Origin of the sequence: Microbacterium luticocti DSM 19459 (assembly GCF_000422405.1) — a bacterium.
Classification (GTDB): domain Bacteria; phylum Actinomycetota; class Actinomycetes; order Actinomycetales; family Microbacteriaceae; genus Microbacterium; species Microbacterium luticocti.
Genome location: NZ_AULS01000006.1, coordinates 84,770 through 111,350, shown reverse-complemented (window position 1 = coordinate 111,350; position 26,581 = coordinate 84,770). Strand labels below are relative to the sequence as shown.

The window sequence follows — 26,581 nt, the reverse complement described above, 5'->3', positions numbered from 1 at the left end:
GTGAGGCGCGAAGGAGCGAGATGACCGACCTGAGTTCACGTACGGTGCTGGTCGCCGGGGCGACGAGCGAGAGCGGCCGGGCGGCCGTACAGGCGCTGCGGGATGCCGGTGCCCGCGCGATCGCGGTCGGCCATGACCCGGTGAAGCTCGAGGCCCTCGCCGAACGGATCGGCGGTGACGGGCCGCAGTGGCTGACCGAGTCGTGCGACCTGACCGACGAGCAGGCGGTGTTCGGGCTGGCCGAGCGGCTGCACGGCGACGGCATCCACATCGACGGGGTGCTGCACCTGGTCGGCGGCTGGCGCGGCGGCGGGGGCCTGGCCGGGCAGACCGACGAGGACTACCGGTTCCTCGAGCGCTCGTTGACCGCGCTGCGGCACGTGACCCGGGCGTTCGACGACGACCTGAACGCGTCGGATGCGGCGCGCCTGGCGATCGTGTCGTCGACGGCTGTGGCGCGGCCGCTCGCGGGCGGCGCGAACTACGCGACGGTGAAGGCCGCGGCCGAGGCGTGGACGCGGGCCGTCGCGCAGGGCTTCGCGAAGACGGCGCGGGATGCCGGCCGGCCGCTGTGCGCGGCATCCGTCGTCTTCCGTGTGAAGGCGCTCGACGGGCTCGAGCAGACCCTCGCCGACCGTTTCGTCGCCCTGTGGGACGCCGACGCCGCCGAGGTCAACGACAGTGTGATCGACCTGACATCCGGTCGGTGAGAGCGGGTGTACGGCCGCGAACGACGCGCCGGTCGCAGAACGCGCCGCCCGTCGCCGCACGCGGCGGCACCTTGTGCGACCCAGGCCGGCGCCCGGGTCGCAGAACACGCCGCCCGCCGCGGCGCGTGACGGCACCTTGTGCGACCCGGGCCGGCGCCGGTCAGCACGTGCGGTCCGTCGGTGATCGCGTCGGGCGGCGGCCGAATGACGCGCCGGTCGCACAACACGCCGCCCGTCGCCGTACTCGGCGGCACCTTGTGCGACCCACCCCGCGCTCCGGTCGCAGAACGCGCCGCCCGCCACCGCCCGTGACGGCACCTTGTGCGACCCGCCCGCGTGCGCATTGTCATCCTTCCGGCGTACGGATGCCATCCTCCTGACCGATCCGCCGGGGCGGTGCGGTTCCCTAGCGTGAGTGACATGCACAAGAACTCCGTGAGACTCTTCGCCGTGGCTGCCCCGCTGGCTCTCGCCGGCACCCTCGCCCTCTCGGGCTGTGCCGGGCTCGGCGGCTCGGGCTACACCGGCCGCCTCATGTACGAAGACAAGCACGAGGCCACGGACCACTCGAGCACAGACATCCCATCCTGGGTGCCCGACGACGCATCGACCATCCTCATCGACTACGTCGGTGACGACGGCGACTACGTCATGAAGTTCGCATCTTCCGACGGCGTCAGCGCCTCGAAGGCGTGCGTCGCCGTGGCCGGCGACACTCCGCTCACACCCACCGTCACGACCGACTGGTGGCCGAAGCAGCCGCTGACCGACGGTCGCCTGCGATGCGGCGACGCGCAGCTCGCGCGGGTGGGCGACGAGTGGTTCGCCTGGGTGAGGAGTTAGCGGCCGACCCCGCGAACTAGACTGGATACCCGTGACCCCTCTGCATGACACCGCGCTGCGCGGCTTCGCCAGCGACAACTACGCCGGCATCCACCCCGAGGTCCTCGACGCGATCGCCGCCGCCAACGGCGGACACCAGATCTCGTACGGTGAGGATGTCTACACCGCCCGCCTGCAGGAGGTCATGGCCACCCACTTCGGCGACGGGGCCCTGGCGTTCCCGGTGTTCAACGGCACCGGCGCCAACGTCACCGCGCTGCAGTCGATGCTGCCCCGGTGGGGCGCCGTGATCGCTGCCGCCACCGCGCACATCAACGTCGACGAACAGGGCGCCCCCGAGCGGGTCGGCGGCATGAAGCTGCTCACCGTGCCGGCGCCCGACGGCAAGCTGACCCCCGAGCTCATCGACCGCGAGGCATGGGGCTGGGGCGACGAGCACCGCGCCCAGCCGCTCGTGGTGTCGGTCACCCAGTCCACCGAGCTCGGCACGCTGTACACGCCCGACGAGTTGCGCGCGATCTGCGACCACGCGCACGGGCACGGCATGCACGTGCACCTCGACGGGGCGCGCCTGGCGAACGCCGCGGCATCCCTCGACCTGCCGCTGCGGGCGTTCACCCGCGACGTCGGCGTCGACGTGCTCAGCTTCGGCGGCACCAAGAACGGCGCGATGGGCGCCGAGGCGATCGTCGTACTGAACCCCGAGGCATCCGCGGGACTGGTCTATCTGCGCAAGCTCAACATGCAGCTGGCGTCGAAGATGCGGTTCGTGTCGGCGCAGCTGGTCGCGCTGCTCGAGGGCGACCTGTGGCTGCGCAACGCGCGGCACGCCAACGCGATGGCGCAGCGCCTGCGCGCCGGCATCGAGGCGGGGCTGGCCGACGGGTCGATCCGCGGCGTCGGCTTCACGCAGGCCACCCAGGCGAACGGCGTGTTCGCGATCCTGCCGGACGGGGTCGCCGACCGGCTGCGCGAGTCGTTCCGGTTCTATGACTGGGATGCCGCGCGCAACGAGGTGCGCTGGATGTGCTCGTTCGACACCGCCGAGGCCGACATCGACGCGTTCGTCGCCGCGATCGCGCGCGAGACCTCGGCCGCCTGACGACCGGAGCTGCCCATCCCGCAGCGGCGGTTGCGGTCAGGCCGGCACGAGCCCAGCCCACTCGGCCGCGCGGCGGCCGGTCAGTTCCTGGCCGACTCCAACTGCTCGTCGTCGATGTCGTCCCCCTCGGCGAGGGTCGTCGCCTCATCGGGTGCCGCGTCGGCGTCCGCCGCGTCGCGGTCGTCAATCCCTGAGGCATCCGTCGCCGAGTCGTCAGTCCCGGTGGCATCCGTGTCGTCGCCCTCGGGCCCGCCGGTGGCGTGAGCCCCGAGCTCGACCGCGTCGAACCCCTCGGCGACGTCCATCGCCACGGTGTCGTCGGTGGCTGCGGCATGGGCCCCGTCGACACGGGCCGCCGCGGAGGGCCGGATCAGCTCTTTGACCTCGGCCATGAAGCTGTTCAGCTGGTGCTGCTGCCAGCGCAGCTGGCGGGCGCGGTCCTCGGCGTCGCGCAGCGCGGAGTCGGCGTGCGTGGTGACCGTCTCGATGATCTTCTGCGCCTTCACCCGCGCCTGCTCGAGGTGCTCGGCCGCACGCACGCGCGCGTCGGCCTCGATCTGCTGCGCCTGGGCGCGGGCGAGCTTCTCGTAGTCGTCGGCCTTCTCGGTGACGCGCTTGGCGTGCTCGACCGATGCGGCGACCTGCTCGTTCGCGTCGCTCGTGATGCGCTCGGCATGGGCGACGGCCTGGTTGTGCAGCACCAGGAACTCCTGGTGCGCGTCATCCTGACGACGGGTGAGGGATGCCTCGAACTCCAGGGTGCGCACCCGCAGCTCGCGCACGGCCTCTTCGGCCTCGGCGCGGTCGCGCGCGGTCTCGCGGGCGACCATCGAACGCAGGGCCGCGGCGCCCTTCTCGGCCTCGGACCGGATGGCGGCGGCCTCACGCTCGGCCTGGTCGACCTTCTCGGCGGCGTGCGCGGCCTCGCGCTCGAGCTGCGCCTGGTGTGCGGTCAGCTCGGTGTCGATGCGCAGCCGCGCCTGCTGCGCCTCGTGCTGCGCCTGGGCGATGATCTGCTCGGCCTCGGCCTGAGCCTGGACCCGGCGGTTGTCGGCCTCTTCGCGGGCGGCCTCGAGCAGCCGGTCGCCCTGCACGCTGGCGTTGCGGATGAGTGTGGACGCCTGCTCTTCGGCGACCCGGAGGATCTCTTCGAACTGGTGCCGGTTCGGGGACTCGGCCGCCGACCCGCTGAGCTCGTCGGTGAGCGCCTGCACCTGCTTCTGCGATTCGGCGGTCTGCGCATGCGCGGCCGCGAGGTCGGCCTTCAGCCCCTCGATCTGACCGCGCAGCCGGGTGAGCTCGTCGCCCTCTTCGTCGCGCGCGGCCTCGAGGCGGCGCTGCAGCTCGTCGACGCGTTCGCGGGTGCGGGCAAGCTCTGCGGTGGTGCGGTGACGGTCGTCTTTGAGCGTGGCGATCTCGTCACCGGCGGTGCGGAGGCGGTTCTTCAACTCGCCGAGCGCAGCCTCGACCTCGTCTTTGTCGTAGCCGCGGAACGCGGTGGTGAACTCCGTGGCCGCCGCGCCGGTGTCGGCGAGCAGGCTTTCGAACGAAACAGGCGTGTGGTCGGACATAGGGGGTCTCCGGCGGGGGGGTGGATGCCGCGACGACGCGGCGGAGTGAGGCTCTTGAACCCTATCCCGCCCGGCTGTGTGAAGGGAAAGGGCCGCCGGCCCACCGCGCACCCGCCGCCACCGCACGTGACCGCTCACGCGACCGCCGCGGCATCCATGTGCACAACTGCGGGGATTCTGCCCGACACGCCGATCGCAGCGACCGCCGCGCGGCGTGTCGTCGAAATCCCCGCCGTTGTGCACGGGCGAGCGGGGCCGGCGACCCGAGCTCAGCGGAGGGCGCCGACGCTGGCGAGGGCCATGCGCAGCAGGGTGCCGCGGCCGCCCTCCATGTCGGCGGCGATGGTGTCGGATGCCGCTTCTTCGGGCGTCATCCAGGTGACCTCGAGGGCGTCCTGCCGCGGGTCGCAGGTGCCCGTGACGGGCACGACGAACGCGAGCGACACGGCATGCTGCCGGTCGTCGTGGAACGCACTCAGCCCCGGCAGCGGAAAGTACTCGGCCACGGTGAACGGCGCCGGTTGCAGCGGCAGCTGGGGGAAGGCCATCGGCCCCAGGTCGTTCTCCATGTGCCGGAACAGGGCGTCTCGGATCGTCTCGGCGTACCGCACCCGCCCCGAGACGATCGTGCGGGTGATCTCGCCGAGGGCGGTGGCGCGCAGCAGCAGGCCGACCTGGGTGACCGCGCCCATGCCGTCGGTGCGCACCGGCACCGCCTCGACGTACAGCATCGGCAGACGGCGGCGTGCCTCGGCGAGCTCGAGCTCGGTCAGCCATCCCGGGTTCGCGCCGTCAGCCGCGGGCGGGCCGCCGAACGACCCCAGCGAGCCCGGCACGAACGGCTCACCACCGGCGGGCTCCTCGGGCTCCGGCTCGGGGTCAGGCGTGCGGACGGGCATGTTCCTTGTATACCCCACGACCGTGCCGATCGGGCTGACAGGGTGGGGGTATGGATGACTCGGGGTCCGGCATCGACATCGTCCCAGAGCCCGACCACGCCGGCCGGCTCGCATCCCCGCTGTCGCTGGCAGACTGGGCGCATGGACGAGCTGCGCATCGATTCCGACGTCGCGCTGTGGTCGGCTCCGGCATCCGACCGCACCGACCGGCCCCTGCTGGTGCTGCTGCACGGGTACGGCGCCGACGAGAACGACCTGTTCGGACTGGCCGGGTATCTGCCGGACGCGTTCACCGTGGCATCCGTGCGCGCCCCGCACACCCCGCCGTGGCCGATGCCGGGCTATTCGTGGTACCCCATCGAGGACGTGCAGAACGAGGACCTGGCCGGGCGGGATCCGGGCCGGGTGACCGCTGCGGCATCCGCGTTTCTCGCGTGGCTGGATGCCGCGGCCGGCGCCGCGCCCGCGGTCGGGCTGCTCGGGTTCTCGCAGGGCGCGTCGGTCGCGATCCAGGCGATGCGGCTGCAGCCGGAGCGGTTCAGGTTTGTCGTGAACCTGTCGGGGTATGCCGCGCCCGGGCCGCTGCCACGGGATGCGGAGTTGGCCGCGGCGAAGGTGCCGGTGTTCTGGGGCCGTGGGGCCCGCGACGAGGTCATCCCGCCGGCGCTGGTCGAGCACACCGCGCAGTGGCTGCCCGCGCACAGCGACCTGTCGGGCCGGGTCTATCCCGGCCTCACACACAGCGTGTCGGACGACGAGATCGCCGATGTGCGGGTGTTCCTGCAGAAGCGGCTCGCGGCGCTCTGACCCGGCCGATCGAGGGCTCGTCGTCGCTCCAGGCCGTCGATCGAGAGCTCGTCGTCGCCCCAGGCCGTTGAGCGAGGGCCGAAGGCCCGAGTCGAAACGACGCTACTCGGATCGAGTCATTCCGACTTGCCTCCGGCTCGCTCAACGACCGGGACGGGCGGGTCAGTACGTCGGCCCGTGCCCGAACCGGAGGACGGGAACAGCCGCCCGGTCTGGCGCGTCTGCTAAGGTAGGCGGTCCCTGTCCCCGACGTGAGGAATGGAATGACCGAGATCGCCGCCGCGCGTTGACGCTGCGCTGATCGTCGATCCTCGACGTGTCGCGCCGTCACCGAACAATCCGCTGCCTCTGCAGCACGTTCACGCGCCGACCGTCGATCTCGTTCCCTTCTTCAGGGCTGCCTCGGGCATCGGTGTCGGCGCACCCGACATCCGAGGAGGACATTCATGCCCACCCCATCCATCGTCCTGGACCGCGTCTCGTTCACCTGGCCCGACGGCTCTCTCGCCCTGCACGAGGTCTCCGGCGCGTTCGGCACCGACCACACCGGTCTGGTCGGCCGCAACGGTTCCGGAAAGTCGACGCTGCTGCGCCTGATCGCGGGGTCGCTGACCCCGACGAGCGGGCGCGTGACCGCGGCATCCGATGTCTGTCTGCTCCCCCAGCAGCTGACGCTGGGAACCGATCGCCCCGTGGCCGAACTGCTCGGCGTCGCCGCCACGCTCGACGCGCTGCGCGCGATCGAGTCCGGTGACGCCGACCCGCGCCACTTCGAGGCGGTCGGCGACGACTGGGACATCGAGGCCCGCTCCACCGCCGCCCTGGCCGAGGCGGGGCTCCCCGACGGCGCGCTCGACCGCAGGGTCGGCGAACTGTCGGGCGGCGAGGCCGTGCTCGCGGCGGTCGCCGGCATCCGGCTGCGGCGCGCGCCCATCACGCTGCTCGACGAGCCGACGAACAACCTCGACCGCGATGCCCGGCACCGCCTGTATGACATGGTGCGCGGCTGGCACGGCACCCTCGTGGTGGTCAGCCATGATGTGGCGCTGCTCGAGCTGATGGATGCCACGGCCGAGCTGTACGGCAACGAGTTGACCACGTTCGGCGGGCCGTATTCGCAGTGGCGGGAGTGGCTCGCATCCGAACAGGCCGCCGCCGCGCAGGCCGAGCGCGCGGCATCCCAGTCCCTCGCCCGCGAGAAGCGGCAGCGCATCGAGGCTGAGACCAAGCTTGCGCACCGCGCGGCTGTCGGGCGCAAGGCTCAGATCGAGAAGCGTGTACCCGGAATCATCGCGGGAGGCCGCAAGCGCGCGGCGCAGGTGTCGGCCGGGCGGCTGCGCACCGAGGTCGGCGAGAAGGAGGCCGCGGCACGGGCCGCGCTCGACGCCGCCGAGCGCAGGGTGCGCGACGACGACTCGGTCACGATCGACCTGCCCGACCCGGGGGTGCCGGCCGGCCGCCGCATCGCCGAACTCGGCGACGACACCCGCACCTGGGTCGTGCAGGGACCCGAGCGGATCGCGCTGGTCGGCCCGAACGGCGCCGGCAAGACGACGCTGCTGGAGCAGTTGGTGGCATCCGCCGTGCAGAACTCCTCCGATTCCGACCGTTCGGTACCGGAATCCGCCGCTACGGCCGGTTCGGGAACACATTGGCGGAGTTCTGCACACGCGCGGGCGCACACCGACCGGATCGGGTACCTGCCGCAGCGGGTCGACGGGCTCGACGACGCCGCGTCGGTGCTCGAAAACGTGCGGGCCGCGGCCCCCGCCGTGCCGCCCGCCGAGATCCGCAACCGGCTGGCGCGGTTCCTGATCCGGGGGGATGCCGCGGCCCGGCCGGTCGCGTCACTGTCGGGCGGCGAGCGGTTCCGGGTCGCGCTGGCACGGCTGCTGCTGGCCGACCCGCCGCCGCAGCTGCTGGTGCTCGACGAGCCGACGAACAACCTCGACCTCGACACCGTCGACCGGCTCGTCGAGGCGCTGAACGCCTACCGCGGCGCGGTACTGATGGTCAGCCATGACGACGTGTTCCTCGACCGGCTCGGCCCTGACCTGGTGCTCGAGCTCCGTCACGGCCGGCTCGCCGAGCGGACGTGACCGGACAGCGCCGGTGCGCCGCGCGCGCGGGCGGACGGTGCGCGCGCGGGCGGTCCGGGCGTGCCGTCGACAGGCTCAAACGACGCCACGGGCGCCGTCGGCCGGACGAAAGGCCGATCCAGCCTGTCGACGGCACGCGGCACCTCCGCAGGTCTGTGAGGCTCAGGCCGGCACGGGCTCGAGTCCGCGCTCGAGTGCGGCGACGGCATCCGCCCCGCACAGCTCGGTCGCCTCGAGCGCCGCCGTCGCGCTGCCGGCGGCCACCGCGGTGCGGAACGCCTCGGCGGGTGTGCGGCCCTGGGCCAGGCGCAGGACGAACGCCCCCAGAAAGCTGTCGCCGGCCCCGACCGCGCTGCGCACCTGCACCGGCGGGGTGGGCAGTCGCAGCGCCCGCTCGGCATCGACGAGCACCGCGCCGGCGCCGCCCAGGGTGAGGGCGACCATCCTGCAGGCGCCACGGCCGACCAGTTCGCGCGCGGCACCGATCAGCTCGACCTCGTCGTCGACCGCCCCGCCGACCAGTTCGCCGAGTTCGCGCCGGCTCGGCTTGACGAGGAACACCCCCTCGTCGAGCGCCGCCCGCAGCGCCTCGCCCGAGGCATCCACGACGCATCGGGCGTCGTTGTCACGGGCCAGGCGCGCGAGCCTCGCGTAGAAGTCGACCGGCACCCCTGGCGGCAGGCTGCCGCTGGGCACGAGGTATCCCCCGAACGGCAGATCGTCGGCGACCGCCGACAGCAGCGCCCGCCACTCCGGCTCGGCTAGGTGCGGCCCCTGCAGCACGAACCGGAACTGGCGGCCGGTGGACATCTCGTCGACCGTGAAGCTCTCACGGGTGCTGCCGGCGATCCGCACCACACGCCCGGCGATGCCCTCGCGCTCGAGCAGCTCGCGATACGCCTGCCCGGTCGGCCCGCCCGCGGTGTAGACGGCGAGCGCGCTGCCGCCGAGGTTGCGCACCACCCGCGCGACGTTGACACCGCCGCCGCCCGGGTCGAGCCGGGTCGGCCCGCACCGCATCTTGTGCTCGGCCACCACATGGTCCACGCCGGTCGAGACGTCGAGCGCAGGGTTGGGGGTGACGGTGAGGATCGGGGCGTGCGGCGAGGCGGGCATGCCCGCAGTGTAGGCCGGGCGAGTGGATGCCGCGGGCCCGGCATCCGTCACGTGTCGCGCCGTGGGACCCATCCGCGCGGGGCCCGGCACCGAACGGCGGACCCGACGTCGCTGCGCGGGCCCGGCCTCCGTCACGCGTCCCGCCGTGGGACACCCGCAAGGGCGCGGCACCGACCGGCGGGCCCGACGTCGCCGCACGGACCGGGCATCGCCCGGCCGCGACCTATCCGAACGGGGTGGCGGCGACGATGGTGACGGTGAGCCGGGCGCCGTTGGGCGCCTCGAACGAGACCTCGTCGCCCACCCGGTGCCCGTTGATCGCCGCGCCCAGCGGCGAGGTGGGCGAGTAGACCTCGATGTCGCCGTCGGTGCGCACCAGGTCGCGGCTGCCGAGCAGGAACGTCTCGATCTCGTCGTCGGCGTGGAAGCGCACACTGATGCGCATGCCGGGCTCGACGACGCCGTCGTCGGGCTTGGTGCCGACCTCGGCACGGCGGATCAGTTCACGCAGCTCCACGATGCGTGCCTGCACGGCGTCGTCGCCGGGCGTGGCGGTGAGCTCGTCGAGCTCGGCTTGCAGGGCCGCGAGCGCGGCCGGGGTCATCCAGACGGTGTCCGTCGATGTCGGATCCGACATGATCGGCTCCCTTCCCACTCTTGACGTGCGTGGCAAAGAATCTCCAGCTTAGCCCGGATGTCGGTGGCACCGGCGAAGATGGAGGGATGGGCGAGAGCGCGTCCGGCGCGGCGCACGATGTGATGGACCGCTTCGGCGCGGCGACGCGGGAGTGGTTCCGTAGCGCCTTCGCGCGCCCCACCGACGCCCAACGCGGCGCCTGGCAGGCGATCGCCGCCGGTCGGCACGCTCTGGTGGTCGCCCCGACCGGGTCGGGCAAGACGCTGTCGGCGTTCCTGTGGGCGATCGACCGGGTGTTCCACGACCAGCTCGCCCCGGGCGCGGCACCACGGCCGAGGGCAACCCGCACCCGCGTCCTCTACATCTCTCCGCTGAAGGCACTGGGTGTCGACGTCGAGCGCAATCTGCGGTCACCGCTGGTGGGCATCGCGCAACAGGCGCGACGACTCGGGATGCCGGTGCCCGAGGTCACTGTGGGAGTCCGCAGCGGCGACACACCGGCATCCGACCGTCGCAAGCTGCTGACCGATCCGCCCGACATCCTCATCACCACCCCCGAATCGCTGTACCTGATGCTGACGAGCCAGGCCGCGCAGACGCTGCGCGGGGTCGACACGGTCATCGTCGACGAGGTGCACGCCGTCGCCGCGACCAAACGCGGAGCGCACCTTGCCGTCAGCCTCGAACGCCTCGATGACCTGCTCGACCGGCCGGCGCAGCGCATCGGCCTGTCGGCGACGGTGCGGCCGATCGACGAGGTGGCGCGGTTCCTCGGCGGCGCCGCGCCGGTCGAGATCGTCGCCCCGCGCGCGTCGAAGACGTTCGACCTGCAGGTGGTCGTGCCGGTCGAAGACATGCAGAACCCACCGCCGGCACCGGATGCCTCAGCCTCCGCGGCTTCAGAGGGCAACGGCGCGGCCCCGCCCGACGGCCCGCGCGGCGGTTCCCGGCCGAGATCGAACGGGTTCGGAGCGGACGAGACCGGACCCGACAGTGGCGGACCGGACGGGACCGGACCCGACAGTGGCGGACCGGACGGGACCGGAGCGGACGGGATGCGAGCGGACCGGGACGGGCTGCGCGCCACCGCACCGGCCGCGGACGGCGCGGCATCGGCACCGGCATCGGCATCGGCATCGGCATCGGCATCGGCATCGGCATCGGCATCGGACGGTCATGCCGACACAGCATCCGACGACTGGTACGCGCCGCGCCCCGAGAGCACCGAGATGACCGGTTCGATCTGGCCGCACGTCGAAGAGGCGATCGTCGACCGGGTGCTGCAGAACCGGTCGACCATCGTGTTCGCCAACTCGCGGCGGCTGGCGGAGCGGCTCACCGGCCGGCTCAACGAGATCTATGCCGAACGACTCGACCTCGCCGTCGTCGAGCCGACCGTTCCGGCTGAGACGATGGCCCGTGCAGCCGAGGCACCGGGCCGCGCGCAGGCGCGCGCCGACGGCACCCGTGCTCCGTCCGGCGGAGCCGCCGGGGTGGCGCAGGCCGAGGCATCCGCCGGTATCGCCCCGGTGCTCGCCAAGGCGCACCACGGCTCGGTGTCGAAGGAGCAGCGCGCGCAGGTCGAAGACGAGCTCAAGAGCGGCGTACTGCGCTGCGTCGTGGCCACCTCGAGCCTCGAGCTCGGCATCGACATGGGCGCGGTCGACCTGGTGATCCAGGTCGAGGCGCCGCCGTCGGCGGCATCCGGGCTGCAGCGCATCGGCCGCGCCGGGCACCAGGTCGGCGAGACGAGCAGGGCGGCGCTGTTCCCCAAGCACCGCGGCGACGTGCTGCACACGGCGGTGGTCACCGAGCGGATGCTGGCCGGTCAGATCGAGGCGATCGCCGTGCCACAGAACCCGCTCGACATCCTCGCCCAGCAGACCGTGGCCGCCTGCGCGCTGGGCCCGGTCGAGGTGGAGGGCTGGTACGAGACGGTGCGCCGCAGCGCCCCGTTCCGCACGCTGCCCCGATCGGCGTATGAGGCGACGCTCGACCTGCTCGCCGGCCGGTTCCCGTCCGACGAGTTCGCGGAACTGCGGCCGCGCGTGGTGTGGGATCGCGATCACGGCACGCTCACCGGGCGGCCCGGCGCGCAGCGGATCGCCGTCACCAGCGGGGGCACCATCCCCGACCGGGGCCTGTTCGGCGTGTTCGTCGCCGGCGAGAAGGTCGGCGCCCGCGTCGGCGAACTCGACGAAGAGATGGTGTACGAGTCGCGGGTCAACGACGTGTTCACCCTCGGCACCACGAGTTGGCGCATCGTCGAGATCACCCACGACCGGGTCAACGTGGTGCCCGCGTTCGGACAGCCCGGCAAGGTGCCGTTCTGGCACGGCGACGGCATCGGCCGACCCGCCGAACTGGGCGAGGCGCTCGGGCGGTTCTCGCGCGAGGTCGCCGCAGCCGACCCCGAGAAGGCACGTATGCGCCTGGCGGAATCCGGTCTCGACGACAACGCGCGCGGCAATCTGCTCGACTATCTTGCCGAGCAGCGCGCGGCCACCGGCACCCTGCCCACCGACACGACGCTGACCGTCGAGCGCGGCCGAGACGAGGTCGGCGACTGGCGCGTCATCCTTCATTCCCCGTACGGCATGCAGGTGCACGCACCGTGGGCGCTGGCCGTGAACGCCCGCATCCGCGAGCGCGTCGGGGTCGACGGGTCGGCGGTGGCGAGCGACGACGGCATCATCGCGCGCATCCCGGATGCCACAACCGACCCGCCGGGCGCGGAACTGTTCGTCTTCGAACCCGATGAGATCGACCAACTCGTCACCGACGAGGTCGGCGGGTCGGCGCTGTTCGCATCGCGGTTCCGTGAGTGCGCGGCGCGGGCGCTGCTGATGCCGCGGCTGAACCCGGGACGACGCAGCCCGCTGTGGCAGCAGCGGCAGCGCGCCGCGCAGCTGCTCGAGGTCGCCCGACGGCACCCGACGTTCCCGATCATCCTCGAGACGCTGCGCGAGGTGCTGCAGGACGTGTACGACCTGCCCGCGCTGCTGCGGATGATGCGCGGCATCGGCGAGCGCCGCATCCGGCTGGTCGAGGTCGAGACGTCCCAGCCGTCGCCGTACGCCCGCGACCTGCTGTTCGGATATGTCGGCGCGTTCATGTACGAGGGCGACTCGCCGCTGGCCGAGCGGCGCGCTGCGGCGCTGTCGGTGGATCCGGCGCTGCTGAGTGAGCTGCTCGGCAAGGTCGAGATGCGCGAGCTGCTCGACCCCGAGATCATCGCGCAGTACGAACGCGAGGTGCAGCGACTCGATCCCGAGCGACACGTGCGCGGCATCGAGGGGGTGGCGGACCTGCTGCGGATGCTGGGGCCGCTCGATGCCGCCGAGGTCACCGCCCGGCTCGACCCCGCCGGCGCCACCTCGACTCGCTCCGCTCACGGCGCGACCGACGAGGCCGGCACCACCGCCACTCGCGGAGCGAGCGACCCGACCGACGCCGCAGATCACCTGGCCGCACTGATCGCGGCGCGCCGGGCCATCCCGGTCACGGTCGGCGGCGTCGCCCGGGTCGCCGCGATCGAGGATGCCGGCCGGCTGCGCGACGCGCTCGGCACCGCGCTGCCGGTGGGCATCCCCACCGCGTTCCTCGAGCCGGTCGCCGACCCGCTCGGCGACCTCGTCGCCCGGTATGCGCGCACGCACGGACCGTTCCGCGTCGAGGCGGTCGCCGACCGGCTCGGGGTGGGCGTCGCCGTCGCCCGGCACACGCTGCAACGGCTCGAGGCGGCCGGCCGCGTGACGAGCGGCTTCTTCCTGCCCGAGCAGGCCCCGGCATCCCGCACCGACGACACCGAATGGTGCGACACCGAGGCGCTCCGGCGACTGCGTATGCGCAGCCTGGCCGCCATCCGCGGCAGCGTCGAACCGGTTCCGCCGGCCGCGTTCGCCCGGTTCCTGCCGGCCTGGCAGCACCTGACCCGGCCGCTCGACGGCATCGACGGCGTCGCCGCGGTCGTCGACCAGCTCGCCGGCGTTCCGATCCCCGCAAGCGCGTGGGAATCCCTCATCCTGCCGTCACGCGTGCGCGACTACACGCCCGGCATGCTCGACGAGCTCACCGCGACCGGCGAGGTGATCTGGTCGGGGCACGGTGCCCTGCCGGGCCGCGACGGGTGGGTGGCACTGCACCCGACCGATGGCGCGCCCCTCACCCTCGCCGACCCGGTCGGCGAGATCGCGCCCGGGTCGCTCGAAGAGCGCCTGGTGAACGTCCTCGGCGCCGGCGGCGCCTACTTCGCCGGGCAGTTGAAGACGCTCGCGGATGCCGAGAACGAGCAGTCGGTGGTCGAGGCGCTGTGGGCGCTGACCTGGGCGGGGCGGGTCACGAACGACACCTTCGCGCCGCTGCGCACGCTGCTGGGCGGCGGCTCGCAGGCGCACAAGATCTCGCGTCGCACCCCACGTGCGCGCCTGTACCGGGGCACGCCGATCGCCCGGCCGAGCGCACCGCCGCGACCGCCGGCGATCGGCGGGCGCTGGTCGCTGCTGCCCGATCCCGAGACCGACCCGACGCTGCGCGCGACGGCCACGGCGAGCCTACTGCTCGACCGGTACGGGGTGGTCACCCGCGGATCGGTGCAGGCCGAACAGGTGCCGGGCGGGTTCGCGCAGATGTACCGCACGCTCGCCGGGTTCGAGCAGGCCGGCCACTGCCGCCGCGGGTACGTCATCGAGAAGCTCGGCGCCGCGCAGTTCGCGGCATCCACCACGATCGACCGGCTGCGCGAGTTCGCCGGCCTGCCCGACCCGCCCCCGCTGGCCGCGGTCGTGCTCGCTGCGACCGACCCGGCCAATCCCTACGGCGCCGCCCTGCCCTGGCCCACCCTCGACGGCATCACCCACCGTCCGGGCCGCAAGGCCGGGGCGCTCGTGGTGCTCGTCGACGGTGAGCTGGTGCTGTACCTGGAACGCGGCGGCAAGACCGCACTGCTGTTCCGCGACGACGAGCAGGTGATGGATGCCGCATCCCGCGCCCTCGCCTCCACCTCACGCGCGCGACGACTCGAGACGCTGACCATCGAGCAGGTCAACGGCGCCGTCGTGTTCGGCACACCGCTCGGCCGCGCGCTGCGGGCGGCGGGCTTCGTCGAGGCGACCCGCGGCCTCACCCTGCGCAAGGCACCCGCCCGTGCCTGAGTGCGACCGCCTGCGCCTCCGCGCCTCACCCCCAGCTCGGCGTTGCCACCCACCAGCCAGTGACAAGTTACCTTGCGCCAAGTAAACTTGTGACATGGAGTCGGAACCCGTCATCCTCCACAGTGCCTACCGGCACGGCGTCACGGATGAGGCCATGCTCCATGCACTCCGATTCCCTGTCCGCCACTTCGTGCAAAGCGACTCGATGACGATGTTCATCGGCCCCGATGAGACCGGCACCCTTGTGGAGGTCGGCGTGATCGAGTGGCACGGCGTCATCGCCATCGCACACGCGATGCGCCCGGCCCGATCCAAATATGTGAGGTGAAGAAGAATGACTCGACGCTCTCTCGACGAGATCACAGCGCGGGCTGACGAGTTCGCCGACGCCTTCGAGGCCTACGACCCGAAGCCCAGCGAACGGGACGCCCCCCTCCCCGCTGTCATCGCGGTGAAGCTCGCCGCATGGCGACGCGATGCCGCTGAGAAAGAGCTCGCGGACGCAGTGCACGCTGCGCGTGAACAACGGCTGTCGTGGCGCGAAGTCGGCGAAGCGATCGGCACCAGTGGTGAGGCCGCTCGCCAGCGCTACCGTGCATCGGCATGACAGACGGCTGACCCGTGCCTGAGGGCGACACCGTCTGGCAGACGGCCCGGCGGCTGCACCAGGCGCTCGCCGGGCGCGAACTGACCCGCTGCGACATCCGCGTGCCCCGGGCGGCGACGGTCGATCTGTCCGGCACCACCGTGCGCGAGGTCGTGCCCCGCGGCAAGCACCTGCTGCTGCGCACCGGCGGCTACACGCTGCACTCGCACCTGAAGATGGAGGGCGTCTGGGTCGTGCTGCCGACGGGCGGCCGCTGGCCGCGGCCCGCGCACACCGCCCGCGTCGTGCTGTCCACGGCATCGTGCGACGCCGTGGGATTCGACCTCGCCGAGGTGGCGGTCGTACCCACCCGCGACGAGGCATCCCTGGTCGCTCCCCTCGGGCCCGACCCGCTGCAGCCGGACTGGGACCCGGCCGAGGCCGCCCGCCGACTCGCCGCCGACCCGCGACCGGTGCACGTCGCGCTGCAAGACCAGCGCATCATGGCCGGCCTCGGCAACGAGTACGTCAACGAGGTGCTGTTCGTCCGTGGCATCCTGCCCACCACCCCCGCCGACACGGTCGACGCCGCCGGCCTGGTCGACACGGCGGCACGGATGCTGCGCGCCAACCGTGATCGCGTCGTCCGCACCTTCACCGGCGACACCCGGCGAGGCCACAGCCGTTGGGTGTACCGGCGCGAAGGACAGCCCTGTCGGCGCTGCGGCGCGCTCATCCGCGGCGGCAGCCTGGGCGCCGACCCGACCCGCGAGCGCATCGTGTTCTGGTGCCCGGACTGCCAGCGCTGAGCCGCGTGGCGGCAACGCCGCCGCGCCCGGACAGATTGTCTGACCAGCGTCGCGGGAAGGCCGGATCGTCTTATTCCCGACCCGCCGCCTTGCCCGGACACCCCGGTTCGGATTGAATCTCCAGGCAAGGGGCGAGGCCGCCCCACGCAGGGCGATGCAGCCCAGAGGGAGGTACAGGTGTCCACGACGACCAGCCCGGCCAGACCCGAAGCCGGCACCGCCGACGCCGCCGGGGCCGTGGTCATCGACCGCGTCACCAAGCGGTACGGCGACCAGATCGCCGTGAACGACCTCTCGCTGGACATCCGACCCGGCGAGTTCCTGTCGCTGCTCGGCCCGTCCGGCTGCGGCAAGACCACCACCCTGCGCATGATCGCGGGCTTCGAGCAGCCGGATGCCGGTGACATCCGCATCTCCGGACGATCCGTCCTGGGGCTGCCGCCGTACAAGCGGAACGTCAACACCGTGTTCCAGGCGTACGCCCTCTTTCCACACATGACCGTCGCCGAGAACGTCGCGTACGGGCTGCAGCAGAAGCGCGTTCCCAAGGCCGAGATCCGGGAGCGGGTGGCGTCCGCGCTGGGGATGGTGCAGATGCGCACCTTCGCGGACCGCCGCCCCACCCAGCTCTCGGGCGGGCAGCAGCAGCGCGTCGCCCTCGCCCGGGCGCTGGTCAACCGCCCCGCGGTGCTGCTGCTCGACGAGCCGCTCGGGGCGCTGGACCGCCAGCTGCGCGAAGAGATGCAGCTCGAGCTCAAACTCATCCAGTCACAGCTGGGCATCACGTTCGTGTTCGTCACCCACGACCAGGGCGAGGCACTGTCGATGAGCGACCGCATCGCCGTCATGCGCGCCGGCCGCATCGAGCAGCTCGCCGACTCCGACACCATCTACAGCGCCCCGGTGTCGGCGTACGTGGCCGCGTTCGTCGGTCAGCAGAACTTCTTCGACGGCGTCGTGAACGCCGACGGCACCGCGGTCGAGTCCGCGCATGCGATGATCCGCCCGGCGCAGCGCATCAGCGGCATCCCTGCCGGCGTGCAGGCGCGCGCGGCCGTGCGGCCCGAGTTCGTCGAGATCGCCACCGAACGCCCCGCATCCGACGTCAACGTCGCCGAAGGCCGCATCATCGGCGTCTCGCACCTGGGCGAGACGATGCAGTTCCTCGTGCAGTTCGGCCGCGAGATGTCGATCATCTCGCGCCGGCCCACCCCCGACGCGCCCCGCGTCGCGGTGGGCGACACGGTCTGGGCCACCTGGCGCGCCGAGTCCGTGCAGGTCTTCCCCGTCGACGAGTCCGCCGAACACGGCGGCTTCGTCGAACCGCCCACCACGCGCAGCATCCGCACCGCCTGAACGACCGCACACCACCGGCCCGGCACACCCCAACACCACACCATCCGAGCACCGCTGGACACACCGGCATCCACCCGCACCTCCAGACCCCGGCGAGAGGAACACCCCATGACCGAGAACAGCACCGTCCGCATCCTCGCCGACCGCGCGTCGGCAGGCCGCGTCGTGAACGAGATGACCCGCCGCGGCTTCTTCTCGCTCGTGGGTGTCGTCGGCGGCACCGCGTTGCTGGCCGCCTGCTCCGGTGGCGGCGACACCGGCCCGGGCGGCAACCCCGGCCCGAAGGCCACCGGCGGCAAGCTCGAGGGCAAGCTGTCGATCTATTCGTGGGGCGACTACGACGCGCCCGACGTGCTGAGCGCGTTCACCGCGCAGCTCGGCCCCAAGCTCACCGTCGACGCGTTCGGCTCGAACGAAGAGCTCATCGCCAAGCTCGTCGCCGCCAAGGGCACCGGCGGCTACGACATCATCGTCCCCACCGGGGCGTTCATCCCGCAGATGGTGCAGAACAACCTGCTGATGAAGCTCAACAAGGACCTCATCCCGAACCTGTCGCACATGGACCCGGCCTTCCTCGGCCGCAGCTGGGACAAGAACAACGACTACTCCATCTGCAAGGCGTGGGGCACCACCGGCTTCGTGTACGACAAGACCCAGATCAAACGGGACCTGAAGACCTGGAACGACTTCCTCGACTGCGCCCAGAAGGAGGCCAGCGGCAAGACCAGCGTGCTCGACGACCCGGCCGAGATCACCGGCATGTACTACTGGTCGCACGGCATCGACTGGAACACCACCGACACCGCCCAGATCGACAAGTGCGAGGACTTCATCGTCAACACCCTCGCCCCGCACATCGCCGCGTTCGACTCGTACCCCGGCAGCGGGGCGATCCCGCAGAGCTCGCACGCCCTCATCGAGGTGTGGAACGGCGACGCCCGGCAGGGCATGATGAACTCCGACAACCCCGACAAGTGGCAGTGGGTGCTCGGGTCGCCGGCCACCGAACTGTGGATGGACAACTGGGCGATCGCGTCCAGCGCCCCGCACCCCGAGGCGGCGCACGCGTTCATCAACTTCGTGCTGACCCCCGAGAACCAGCTGAAGAACGTCGACTACATCGGCTACCACACCGGCGCGAAAGACATCGAGGATGCCGCGAAGAAGGCCGGCCTCGAGATGCTGGACCTCGTCTTCTTCACACCGGAACAGCTGGCCACCATGCACGACGGCGAGGTCAACGAGGCGCAGACGCGCACCGTCGACATCTACAACAAGGCCAAGGCGGCCGCCGGTGCGTAGAGTCCGGCTGCCCGGCTTCATCCTCGCCGTCCCGGCGTGGCTGTGGCTGCTGGCCTTCTTCGTCGCCCCCGTGCTGGTGGTGTTCTGGTACAGCTTCGGCTACAAGCCGGGCCTGTTCGGCACGCATGCCAACGACCGGCTGTCGCTGGAGCGGTACGCCGAGGTGCTCACCCCGACGTTCTTCGACACGTTCACGAACACGTTGTGGATCGGCATCGCCGGCACCCTGCTGTGCTTTCTGATCGGCGCCCCGGTCGCGTACTGGATGGCGCTGAAGGCGCCGGTGCATCTGAAGGGCATCCTGCTTGCGCTCGTGCTCGTGCCGTTCTGGACCAACTTCCTTGTGCGCACGATCGGCTGGATGGTGATCCTCTCGCCCGAGGGGTGGATCTCGCACGCCCTGCAGGCGATCGGGTTCTCGCCGCTCGACGTGCTCTACACCCGCCCGGCCGTGCTGTTCGGCGTCGTGTACAACTACCTGCCGCTCATGATCCTGCCGCTGTTCGTGGCGTTCGACCGCGTCGAACTGCCCCTGCGCGAGGCATCCAAGGATCTCGGCGCCAACCGCTGGCGCACCTTCGCCCGCATCACCTTCCCCCTGGCCCGTCCGGGCATCATCGTGGGTGCGCTGCTGGTGTACATCCCGCTGATGGGCGACTACATCACCGCGACCGTGCTCGGCGGCGCGAAGGGCAACATGGTCGGCCAGCTGGTGGCATCCCAGTTCCAGACCGCGCAGAACTGGGCGCTCGGCTCGGCGATGGCGATCATGCTGATCCTCATCATCCTCGCCTCGGTGGCGATCATGGCGGGGCTGCTGTGGCTGATCGCCCTGCCGGCGCGCACCCGCAACCGCATCCGTCTGGAAGAGGTGGCGTCATGACCTCCGTCGAGCCCGGACTGGGCAGCATCCCGGCCGCCGCGGTCGACCTCGAAGAAGGCGTCGACTTCACCCATGCCGGCGCCGACCGCCGCCGGCCGCCCGAGCACCGGCAGCGCCGTGCGCTCACCGACCGGCTGCTGACGGCGTGGAGCGTGCTCGTGTACGTGTTCCTGTTCACGCCGATCCTCGTGATCGTGATCTACTCGTTCAACAACGGCCGGCTGCTGGTCGCGTTCGACAGCTTCGGCTTCGACGGGTACCTGGCCCTGTTCCGCAAGCCGGCGATCGCCGACGCGGTGATGGTGTCGCTGCGCACCGGCGCGATCGCGGCCGTGCTGGCATCGCTGCTGGGCACGCTCGCCGGCATCGCGCTGGCCCGCAAGCCCGGCAAATGGACGTTCTGGTTCGTCGGGATGCTGTTGCTCGTGGCGGTCACCCCCGAGATCGTCGACGCGGTCTCGCTGCTGCCGTGGCTGGTGTTCCTCGGTCAGGACCTGGGGATGTCGATCTTCAACGACGGCACCGTGCGCCTGGTCGTCGGGCACTCGCTGTTCTCGGTGGCCGTGGTCACCTACATCGTGCGGGCCCGGCTGGTCGGGCTGCCCGCGAACCTCGAAGAGGCCTCGGCCGACCTGTACGCGCCCCCGCTGCGCACGTTCGTCAAGGTCACGCTGCCGCTGGCGATGCCGGCGGTGCTCGCCGGGCTGCTGCTGTCGTTCACGTTCAGCCTCGACAACACGGTGGTCTCGGCGTTCGTGCAGGTGTCGGGGTCGACGCCGTGGCCGGTGTACGTGCTCAGTTCGCTGCGCAGCGGGCTGCGCCCCGAGATCGCGGGCGTGTCGACGATCATGCTGATCGTCACCCTGATCGCCCTGTCGGTGGTGTGGGTCGTGCTCAAGCGCGCCGGCGACTCGGCCGCCGACATCGCCCGCACCATGGCGGGCGGCTAGGACGTGTCGCGCACCCTGCGGCCTGTCCCACAACCTGCGACATCCCGGCACCGGAACCCGCACGTTGTGAGACGCGGTCGTGGGGCGTGTCCCACAATCTGCGGCCTGCGGAGCGCGCAACCCACGAATTCTGAGACACGCCGCAGTTCCGCCGGTGAGACTCGCGTGCAACCGAGGTGCAACTCGCGCGCCGCAGGTGCAACTCGCGCGCGCCCGAGGTGAAACCCGCGCCCGTCGTTCCCCTCATCCACTTCGTCCCGATCGAAGGAGTCCCCATGCCGTACGCCGATCTCGTCTTCACCGGCGGGCCGGTGTTCACCGCGAACACCGTCCGCTCCCGCGCCGGCGCCGTGGCGGTGCGCGCAGGGCGCATCGTCGCCGTCGGCCACGACGTCTCAGACCTGGTGGGGCCCCGCACCGAGGTGGTCGATCTGCGTGGCCGGATGCTGGTGCCCGGCTTTCAGGACGCGCACGTGCACGCGGTGTGGGGCGGGCTCGACCGGCTGCGCTGCGACCTGTCGCCCTATGACACCGCGGCGGACTACCTCGACGCGATCGGGCGGTACGCGGCATCCCGCCCCGACGACCCCTGGGTGCTCGGCGGCGGCTGGGCGATGTCGGCGTTCCCCGGCGGCACCCCCACCGCCGCCGCACTCGACGCCGTGGTGGGCGACCGCCCCGCGTTCCTGCCCAACCGCGACGGGCACGGCGCGTGGGTGAACTCGGCCGCGCTGCGGCTGGCGGGCATCGACCGCGACACCCCCGACCCGGCCGACGGGCGCATCGAGCGTGACGCCGACGGCATCCCCACCGGCACCCTGCACGAGGGCGCGATGAGCCTGGTGAACCGGCTGCTGCCGGTCGAGCCGCCCGAGCGTCTGGTCGAGGCGCTGCTCGAGGGGCAGCGCTACCTGCACTCGTTCGGCATCACCGGGTGGCAGGACGCCATCATCGGGTCGTATGGGGATGCCGGGGACCCCGGTCCCGCGTACGTCACCGCCGGCGCCGACGGGCGGCTGACCGCCCGCGTGGTCGGTGCGATCTGGTGGGACCGCACCGCCGGGCTCGAGCAGATCCCCTCGATCGTCGAGCGGCGCGAGCGCTACCGCGGCGGACGGTTCGCCGCCACCAGCGTCAAGGTCATGCAGGACGGCGTGGCCGAGAACTTCACCGCGTCGATGCTGGAACCGTATGGCGACGGGCACGGGCATCCCACCGACAACTCGGGCATCTCGTTCGTCGACCCCGAGATCCTGAACGAGGCGGTGCCGCAGCTGGACGCGCTCGGCTTTCAGGTGCACTTCCACGCGATCGGCGACCGTGCGGTGCGGCAGTGCCTGGATGCGGTGGCCCACGCGCTCGCCCGCAACGGGCGGGGCGACAACCGGCACCACATCGCGCACCTGCAGGTGGTGCACCCCGACGACGTGCCGCGGTTCCGGGAACTCGGCGTGGCCGCGAACATGCAGTCGCTGTGGGCGACACTCGAGCCGCAGATGGTGGAGCTGACCCTGCCGTTCCTCGGCGAGCCGCGGGCGGGATGGCAGTACCCGTTCGGCGACCTGCTGCGGGCCGGCACCGTGCTGGCCGCCGGCAGCGACTGGTCGGTGTCGAGCCCGAACCCGCTCGCGGCGATCCACACCGCCGTGAACCGCACCGCCGCGCCCGGATACGAGGAGGGCGAGTACGACCCGTTCCTGCCCGAGCAGGCGATCGACCTGGCCACGTCGCTGACCGCGTACACGGCCGGTTCGGCGTGGGTGAACCACCTCGACGCCGACACCGGCACCATCGAGGTCGGCAAGTACGCCGACCTCGCGCTGCTGGACCGTGACCCGTTCGCCGGCCCCGCCGACCAGATCGGGGCCACCCGCGTGCTGCAGACGTTCGTCGAGGGTGAGCGGGTGTACGCGAGCTCGTAGCCCGGATCAGGAGCATCCGCCCGCTGCAGGAGGAATCTCGCTGGAATCTCCTGCTCTGGCCCGATTCCCCTGCAGCCACCACCGACTGAACGAACCCCGTACCCCCTGGGAGCTGACATGGCATCCACCGTCTTCGAACGCCACCGCCCGGCCGCGTCGGTGGTCGCGCACGCGCTCGAGCACACCGCACACTCGGTGTTCTGGCGCGACGACCTGCCCGTCGACCTCATGCCCGACCGGCCGCCGCTGCGGGGTGTCGTCGACGCCGACCTGGTGATCGTGGGTGCCGGGTACACCGGGTTGTGGTCGGCGCTGCTGGCCAGCGAGCGGATGCCGGGCTCGCGCATCGTCGTCGTGGAGGCACAGCGTGTCGGCTGGGCCGCGTCGGGCCGCAACGGCGGGTTCTGCGAGGCGAGCCTGACCCACGGGCGTGAGAACGGGCTGGCACGGTGGCCCGACGAGATGCCCGTGCTTGAGCGGCTGGGCATGGCCAACCTCGACGAGATCGAGGCGGCGCAGGCGCGCTACGGCATGGACTTCCACTTCGAGCGCACCGGGCAGCTCGCCCCTGCGACCGAGCCGCACCAGCTGGAGTGGCTGCGCGAGTGGCGCGACGACGAGCCCGGTGACGATCTCGTGCTGCTCGATGAACAGGCCGTGCGGCGCGAGGTGGACTCGCCGACGTATCTGGGCGGCATGTGGGAGAAGCGCTCGTGCGGGATGCTGCATCCGGCCCGTCTGGCCGCCGAACTCGCCCGCGTGTGCGAGGAGCGTGGCGTGGTGATCTTCGAACGCTCCCGCGTGCGCGATCTGCGCACCGGCGACGGCGTGAGGGTGCTCACCGACGGCGGGCAGGTGCGCGCGGCGCGGGCAGTGCTGGCGACCAACGTGTTCCCGTCGCTGCTGAAGCGCAACCGGCTGATGACGGTGCCGGTGTACGACTACGTGCTGATGAGCGAGCCGCTGGATGCCGAGCAGAAGGCGGCGATCGGATGGCAGCACCGTCAGGGCATCGGTGACATGGCGAACCAGTTCCACTACTACCGGCTCACCCGCGACGACCGGATCCTGTTCGGCGGCTACGACGCGGTCTACCACTACGGGCGCAAGGTGCGGGCCGAGTACGAGGACCGGCGGGAGAGTTTCGAGCGTCTGGCGAGCCACTTCTTCACCACGTTCCCCCAGCTGGAGGGGCTGCGGTTCAGCCACCGGTGGGCCGGGGCGATCGACACCTCGACGCAGTTCACGGCGTTCTTCGGCACCGCCCGTCGCGGGCGGGTCGCCTACGCGGCCGGTTTCACCGGGCTGGGTGTCGGGTCGACCCGGTTCGCCGGCGAGGTGATGCTCGACCTGCTCGACGGCGTCGACAACGAGCGCACCCGGCTCGAGATGGTGCGCAAGCGCCCGCTTCCCTTCCCGCCCGAGCCGGCCGCGGCCCTCGGCATCAACGCCACACGCTGGGCGCTCGACCGCGCCGACCACCGCGAGGGCCGCCGCAACCTGCTGCTGAAGACACTGGACGCGCTCGGTCTGGGGTTCGACTCATGACGCGAATGGATGCCGGTGCCGCGGTGGTCGCGGCATCCTTCGCCCTCGACGACGAAGCGATCGCAGCCGAGCAGGTGCGCGCCGGAGCGCCGCGGGCGGGGTATGTCGACCTCGACGAGACCGACTCGCGCACGATCGGGCTGTGGGAGCACACGCCCGGGGTGTCGACCGATGTGGAATCGGACGAGGTGTTCGTCGTGGTCGCCGGCGCCGCCACGCTCGAGTTCGTCGACCCGGAACTGCCCGCGATCGAGTTGCGCCCCGGAGTCATCGTGCGGCTGACCGCGGGCATGCGCACGGTGTGGACCGTGCACGACACACTGCGCAAGGTGTACGTGATCTGACACCCGGGCGGGCGCACCCGCCCGGTCGACGTCGGCGCGTCGCTCGATCAGCGCCGAACGGTCGGGCGATCAGCGCCGCGGGCGGCACCCCGCGCCCGACCTCACCGACCGGTGCTGCGCCGCACCAGCAGCGCGAGGTGCAACGCGGTCTGCGTCTCGCCGTCGTCGAGATCGACTCCCAACAGTTGCTCGATCAGCGCGAGCCGCTGGTAGAACACCGACCGTGACAGGTGGGACGCCGCGGCCGCCGCGGTGCGGTTGGCCGGATGCGCGAGCGCGGCGGCGAGCACGTCGAGCAGGTCCCCGTCGCGGTTGAGGTCGTACTCGATGAGCGGCGCCAGCATCCGTTCGCCGTGTTCGAGCAGCCGGTGGTCGTCCCGCAGGCTGGTGACCAGCCGCACCAGCGGCCGACCGTCTGCGCGGCGCAGCTGCGTGCCGGGCCGCTCGCCGCGCACGCGGGTGCGGGCCAGGTCGGCGGCCTCGTGCAGCGATCTCAGCGCGCCGTCGAGGTCGGATGCCGCCGACCCCACCGACACGACGACCCGCTCCGCCGGCTCGGCGGCGCACGCGCCGAACGCGAGCGCGGCCGCATCGTCGAACACGGCCTCACGCGGCAGTGAGAGCAGGATCGTCGCCGCCGGCGCGGCCACCTGGGCCGGACCGGATCCGGCGACCGCACGTCCGCCGAGCGCGCGGGCCGCGGCATCCGTTCGTTCCGGCGTGACGCGCGCGCGAGAGACGACCACGCCGTACAGCGTGCGGCCGTCGACGGGCACGCCGGCGGCCGCGAGCCGGGCCGCCGCGCCCGCGGTGCTCGCGAACCGGCCCGACAGCAGTCGGTCGAGCAGCCGGCGCCGCGCCCGCCGTTCCCATTCGTCGGCCGGGCCGTCGGCGAGACGCCCGAGCGCGAGCGCGATGGCACCCTGCTGCAGCACACCGGCGCGTCCGGCGGGATGCTCGGGCCCGGGCAGGGCGACCAGGTGGCCCCAGCGGATGCCACGGGCCTCGACCGGTACGACGAGCCAGTCCGCGACGTCCGTGTCACCGACATCGCCGGCGGTCGTGCCGGGAGTGGAGGCCCCCGGCGTGGCCGCACGATCGGTGGTCGGGGTCCGAGTCGCTGTGCCCGGGGTGGCCGCGCGAGCGGCGGTCGTCCGCCCGGCGGCCGCATGATGGGCGGCGCGCGACCGGCGTTCCCAGTCCCCGAGCAGGTCCTCTTCGATCGCCGGCGGGACTTCGGCGGCGACGACCTCGTGCGCGAGGTTCTCGAGCACGACCGGGGCGCCCAGGGTGACCGCAAGCTGCTGCACGACGAAGTCGGCGGGTGAGCCGCGCAGCGTGAGCGCGGTGAACCGGTCGCGCACCTCGTCGCGGGCTCGCAGCGCGGCGGTCTGCTTGTCGATGATCAGCCGGTGCACGACCTCGGTGACCGACACGTACTTGACCTCGCGGTGCAGGGCGACCAGCACCAGCCCGTGTTCGCGCGCGGCCTCGACGATCACGGCAGGGACCCAGCGGTAGTGCGTGCCGAGTTCGAGAACGAGCGCGGCCACGTGCGCGTCGACGAGTCCGGCGATGAACTCGCGCAGCGCCTCGGGGTCGCCGGGCCAGCCCGACCCGGTGGACAGCAGCAGTTCGCCGCCGTTCAGCAGCCGCGCCACGGCAGCACTGTCGGAGACGTGCGCCCAGCGCACCCGCGCGTCGAGCCCGGCCTCACCGGCCAGCACCTCGGGCAGTCCCTCGGCCAGCGCGGGAAGGCGCAGCACATCCCGCACCGTGGGCAGGGCGACATCCGCGTCCGGACGATCCGTCTCGATTCGCGCGTGGGTGTGTTCGCCCGCCATGACAGGCATCCTCTCGTCGGGGTCGGGTCCCCCACCTGCCAGCCTAGACGTCTCCGGTCGATCCGTCCGACGGTCGCGGCCCGGCGTCTCGGCTCCCCCA

At 72.1% G+C, this 26,581-nt stretch carries 21 protein-coding genes; 16 read left to right on the top strand and 5 right to left on the bottom strand.

Annotated features, from left to right (window positions below):
- Nucleotides 1-20 precede the first annotated feature (20 nt).
- From H577_RS0108545 to H577_RS0108535, 3 genes are all read left to right on the top strand, one after another.
- A complete protein-coding gene (locus H577_RS0108545) occupies nucleotides 21-710 on the top strand; it encodes an SDR family NAD(P)-dependent oxidoreductase (protein ID WP_029145609.1) in 690 nt (229 codons plus the stop codon).
- A 420-nt stretch (nucleotides 711-1,130) separates the two neighbouring features.
- Nucleotides 1,131-1,553, top strand: a complete 423-nt coding sequence (locus H577_RS0108540; RefSeq protein WP_029145608.1) for a hypothetical protein — start codon at nucleotides 1,131-1,133, stop codon at nucleotides 1,551-1,553.
- A gap of 31 nt (nucleotides 1,554-1,584) precedes the next feature.
- Nucleotides 1,585-2,655, top strand: coding sequence for a threonine aldolase family protein (locus tag H577_RS0108535; protein WP_029145607.1), 1,071 nt, complete (start codon nucleotides 1,585-1,587; stop codon nucleotides 2,653-2,655).
- A gap of 80 nt (nucleotides 2,656-2,735) precedes the next feature.
- Here H577_RS0108535 and H577_RS15730 read toward each other — a convergent pair whose 3' ends face one another.
- Complete coding sequence (locus tag H577_RS15730) at nucleotides 2,736-4,226, bottom strand: DivIVA domain-containing protein (protein WP_156876594.1); 1,491 nt, start codon at nucleotides 4,224-4,226, stop codon at nucleotides 2,736-2,738.
- Nucleotides 4,227-4,495: 269 nt separating this feature from the next.
- Nucleotides 4,496-5,125: an NUDIX hydrolase family protein gene (locus H577_RS0108525; protein WP_029145606.1), complete on the bottom strand. Its 630-nt coding sequence runs from the start codon at nucleotides 5,123-5,125 to the stop codon at nucleotides 4,496-4,498.
- 141 nt (nucleotides 5,126-5,266) lie between these two features.
- On the opposite strand from H577_RS0108525, the gene H577_RS0108520 reads away from it, so the two are divergent.
- The gene (locus tag H577_RS0108520; RefSeq protein ID WP_029145605.1) at nucleotides 5,267-5,932 is read left to right on the top strand and encodes an alpha/beta hydrolase; all 666 of its coding nucleotides are present in this window, start codon (nucleotides 5,267-5,269) and stop codon (nucleotides 5,930-5,932) included.
- A gap of 446 nt (nucleotides 5,933-6,378) precedes the next feature.
- Nucleotides 6,379-8,031 (top strand): ABC-F family ATP-binding cassette domain-containing protein, encoded by a 1,653-nt coding sequence (locus tag H577_RS0108515; protein ID WP_029145604.1) that lies wholly within the window; start codon nucleotides 6,379-6,381, stop codon nucleotides 8,029-8,031.
- Nucleotides 8,032-8,193: 162 nt separating this feature from the next.
- Here the strand turns inward: H577_RS0108515 and H577_RS0108510 are convergent, their stop codons facing one another.
- On the bottom strand, nucleotides 8,194-9,147 hold the full coding sequence (locus H577_RS0108510) for a 1-phosphofructokinase family hexose kinase (protein WP_029145603.1): 954 nt from the start codon (nucleotides 9,145-9,147) through the stop codon (nucleotides 8,194-8,196).
- A 223-nt stretch (nucleotides 9,148-9,370) separates the two neighbouring features.
- The gene (locus H577_RS0108505) at nucleotides 9,371-9,784 is read right to left on the bottom strand and encodes a GreA/GreB family elongation factor (RefSeq protein WP_029145602.1); all 414 of its coding nucleotides are present in this window, start codon (nucleotides 9,782-9,784) and stop codon (nucleotides 9,371-9,373) included.
- An 86-nt stretch (nucleotides 9,785-9,870) separates the two neighbouring features.
- On the opposite strand from H577_RS0108505, the gene H577_RS15725 reads away from it, so the two are divergent.
- The 11 genes from H577_RS15725 (at nucleotide 9,871) to H577_RS0108450 (ending at nucleotide 24,637) form a co-directional block, all read left to right on the top strand.
- On the top strand, nucleotides 9,871-14,937 hold the full coding sequence (locus H577_RS15725; RefSeq protein ID WP_084516007.1) for an Lhr family ATP-dependent helicase: 5,067 nt from the start codon (nucleotides 9,871-9,873) through the stop codon (nucleotides 14,935-14,937).
- 94 nt (nucleotides 14,938-15,031) lie between these two features.
- Nucleotides 15,032-15,265, top strand: coding sequence for a hypothetical protein (locus H577_RS0108495; RefSeq protein WP_029145601.1), 234 nt, complete (start codon nucleotides 15,032-15,034; stop codon nucleotides 15,263-15,265).
- Between the two features lie 6 nt (nucleotides 15,266-15,271).
- The gene (locus H577_RS0108490; RefSeq protein ID WP_029145600.1) at nucleotides 15,272-15,544 is read left to right on the top strand and encodes a hypothetical protein; all 273 of its coding nucleotides are present in this window, start codon (nucleotides 15,272-15,274) and stop codon (nucleotides 15,542-15,544) included.
- 14 nt (nucleotides 15,545-15,558) lie between these two features.
- Nucleotides 15,559-16,332 carry a DNA-formamidopyrimidine glycosylase family protein gene (locus H577_RS0108485; protein WP_029145599.1) on the top strand — a complete coding sequence of 258 codons (774 nt, stop codon included), beginning with the start codon at nucleotides 15,559-15,561 and terminating at the stop codon, nucleotides 16,330-16,332.
- A gap of 177 nt (nucleotides 16,333-16,509) precedes the next feature.
- Nucleotides 16,510-17,688 (top strand): ABC transporter ATP-binding protein, encoded by a 1,179-nt coding sequence (locus H577_RS15720; RefSeq protein WP_051191880.1) that lies wholly within the window; start codon nucleotides 16,510-16,512, stop codon nucleotides 17,686-17,688.
- Nucleotides 17,689-17,796: 108 nt separating this feature from the next.
- Nucleotides 17,797-18,990, top strand: a complete 1,194-nt coding sequence (locus H577_RS0108475) for a polyamine ABC transporter substrate-binding protein (protein WP_029145598.1) — start codon at nucleotides 17,797-17,799, stop codon at nucleotides 18,988-18,990.
- On the top strand, nucleotides 18,983-19,873 hold the full coding sequence (locus H577_RS15715) for an ABC transporter permease (protein ID WP_156876593.1): 891 nt from the start codon (nucleotides 18,983-18,985) through the stop codon (nucleotides 19,871-19,873). Before H577_RS0108475 ends, H577_RS15715 begins: the two co-directional genes overlap by 8 nt.
- Complete coding sequence (locus tag H577_RS15710; protein WP_084516005.1) at nucleotides 19,870-20,823, top strand: ABC transporter permease; 954 nt, start codon at nucleotides 19,870-19,872, stop codon at nucleotides 20,821-20,823. Before H577_RS15715 ends, H577_RS15710 begins: the two co-directional genes overlap by 4 nt.
- A gap of 275 nt (nucleotides 20,824-21,098) precedes the next feature.
- Nucleotides 21,099-22,745, top strand: a complete 1,647-nt coding sequence (locus tag H577_RS0108460; protein WP_029145597.1) for an amidohydrolase — start codon at nucleotides 21,099-21,101, stop codon at nucleotides 22,743-22,745.
- Nucleotides 22,746-22,862: 117 nt separating this feature from the next.
- Nucleotides 22,863-24,293 carry an NAD(P)/FAD-dependent oxidoreductase gene (locus tag H577_RS0108455; RefSeq protein ID WP_029145596.1) on the top strand — a complete coding sequence of 477 codons (1,431 nt, stop codon included), beginning with the start codon at nucleotides 22,863-22,865 and terminating at the stop codon, nucleotides 24,291-24,293.
- A complete protein-coding gene (locus tag H577_RS0108450) occupies nucleotides 24,290-24,637 on the top strand; it encodes a cupin domain-containing protein (RefSeq protein WP_029145595.1) in 348 nt (115 codons plus the stop codon). Before H577_RS0108455 ends, H577_RS0108450 begins: the two co-directional genes overlap by 4 nt.
- A 101-nt stretch (nucleotides 24,638-24,738) precedes the next feature.
- Here the strand turns inward: H577_RS0108450 and H577_RS0108445 are convergent, their stop codons facing one another.
- Complete coding sequence (locus H577_RS0108445) at nucleotides 24,739-26,481, bottom strand: PucR family transcriptional regulator (RefSeq protein WP_245570364.1); 1,743 nt, start codon at nucleotides 26,479-26,481, stop codon at nucleotides 24,739-24,741.
- Nucleotides 26,482-26,581: the final 100 nt, after the last annotated feature.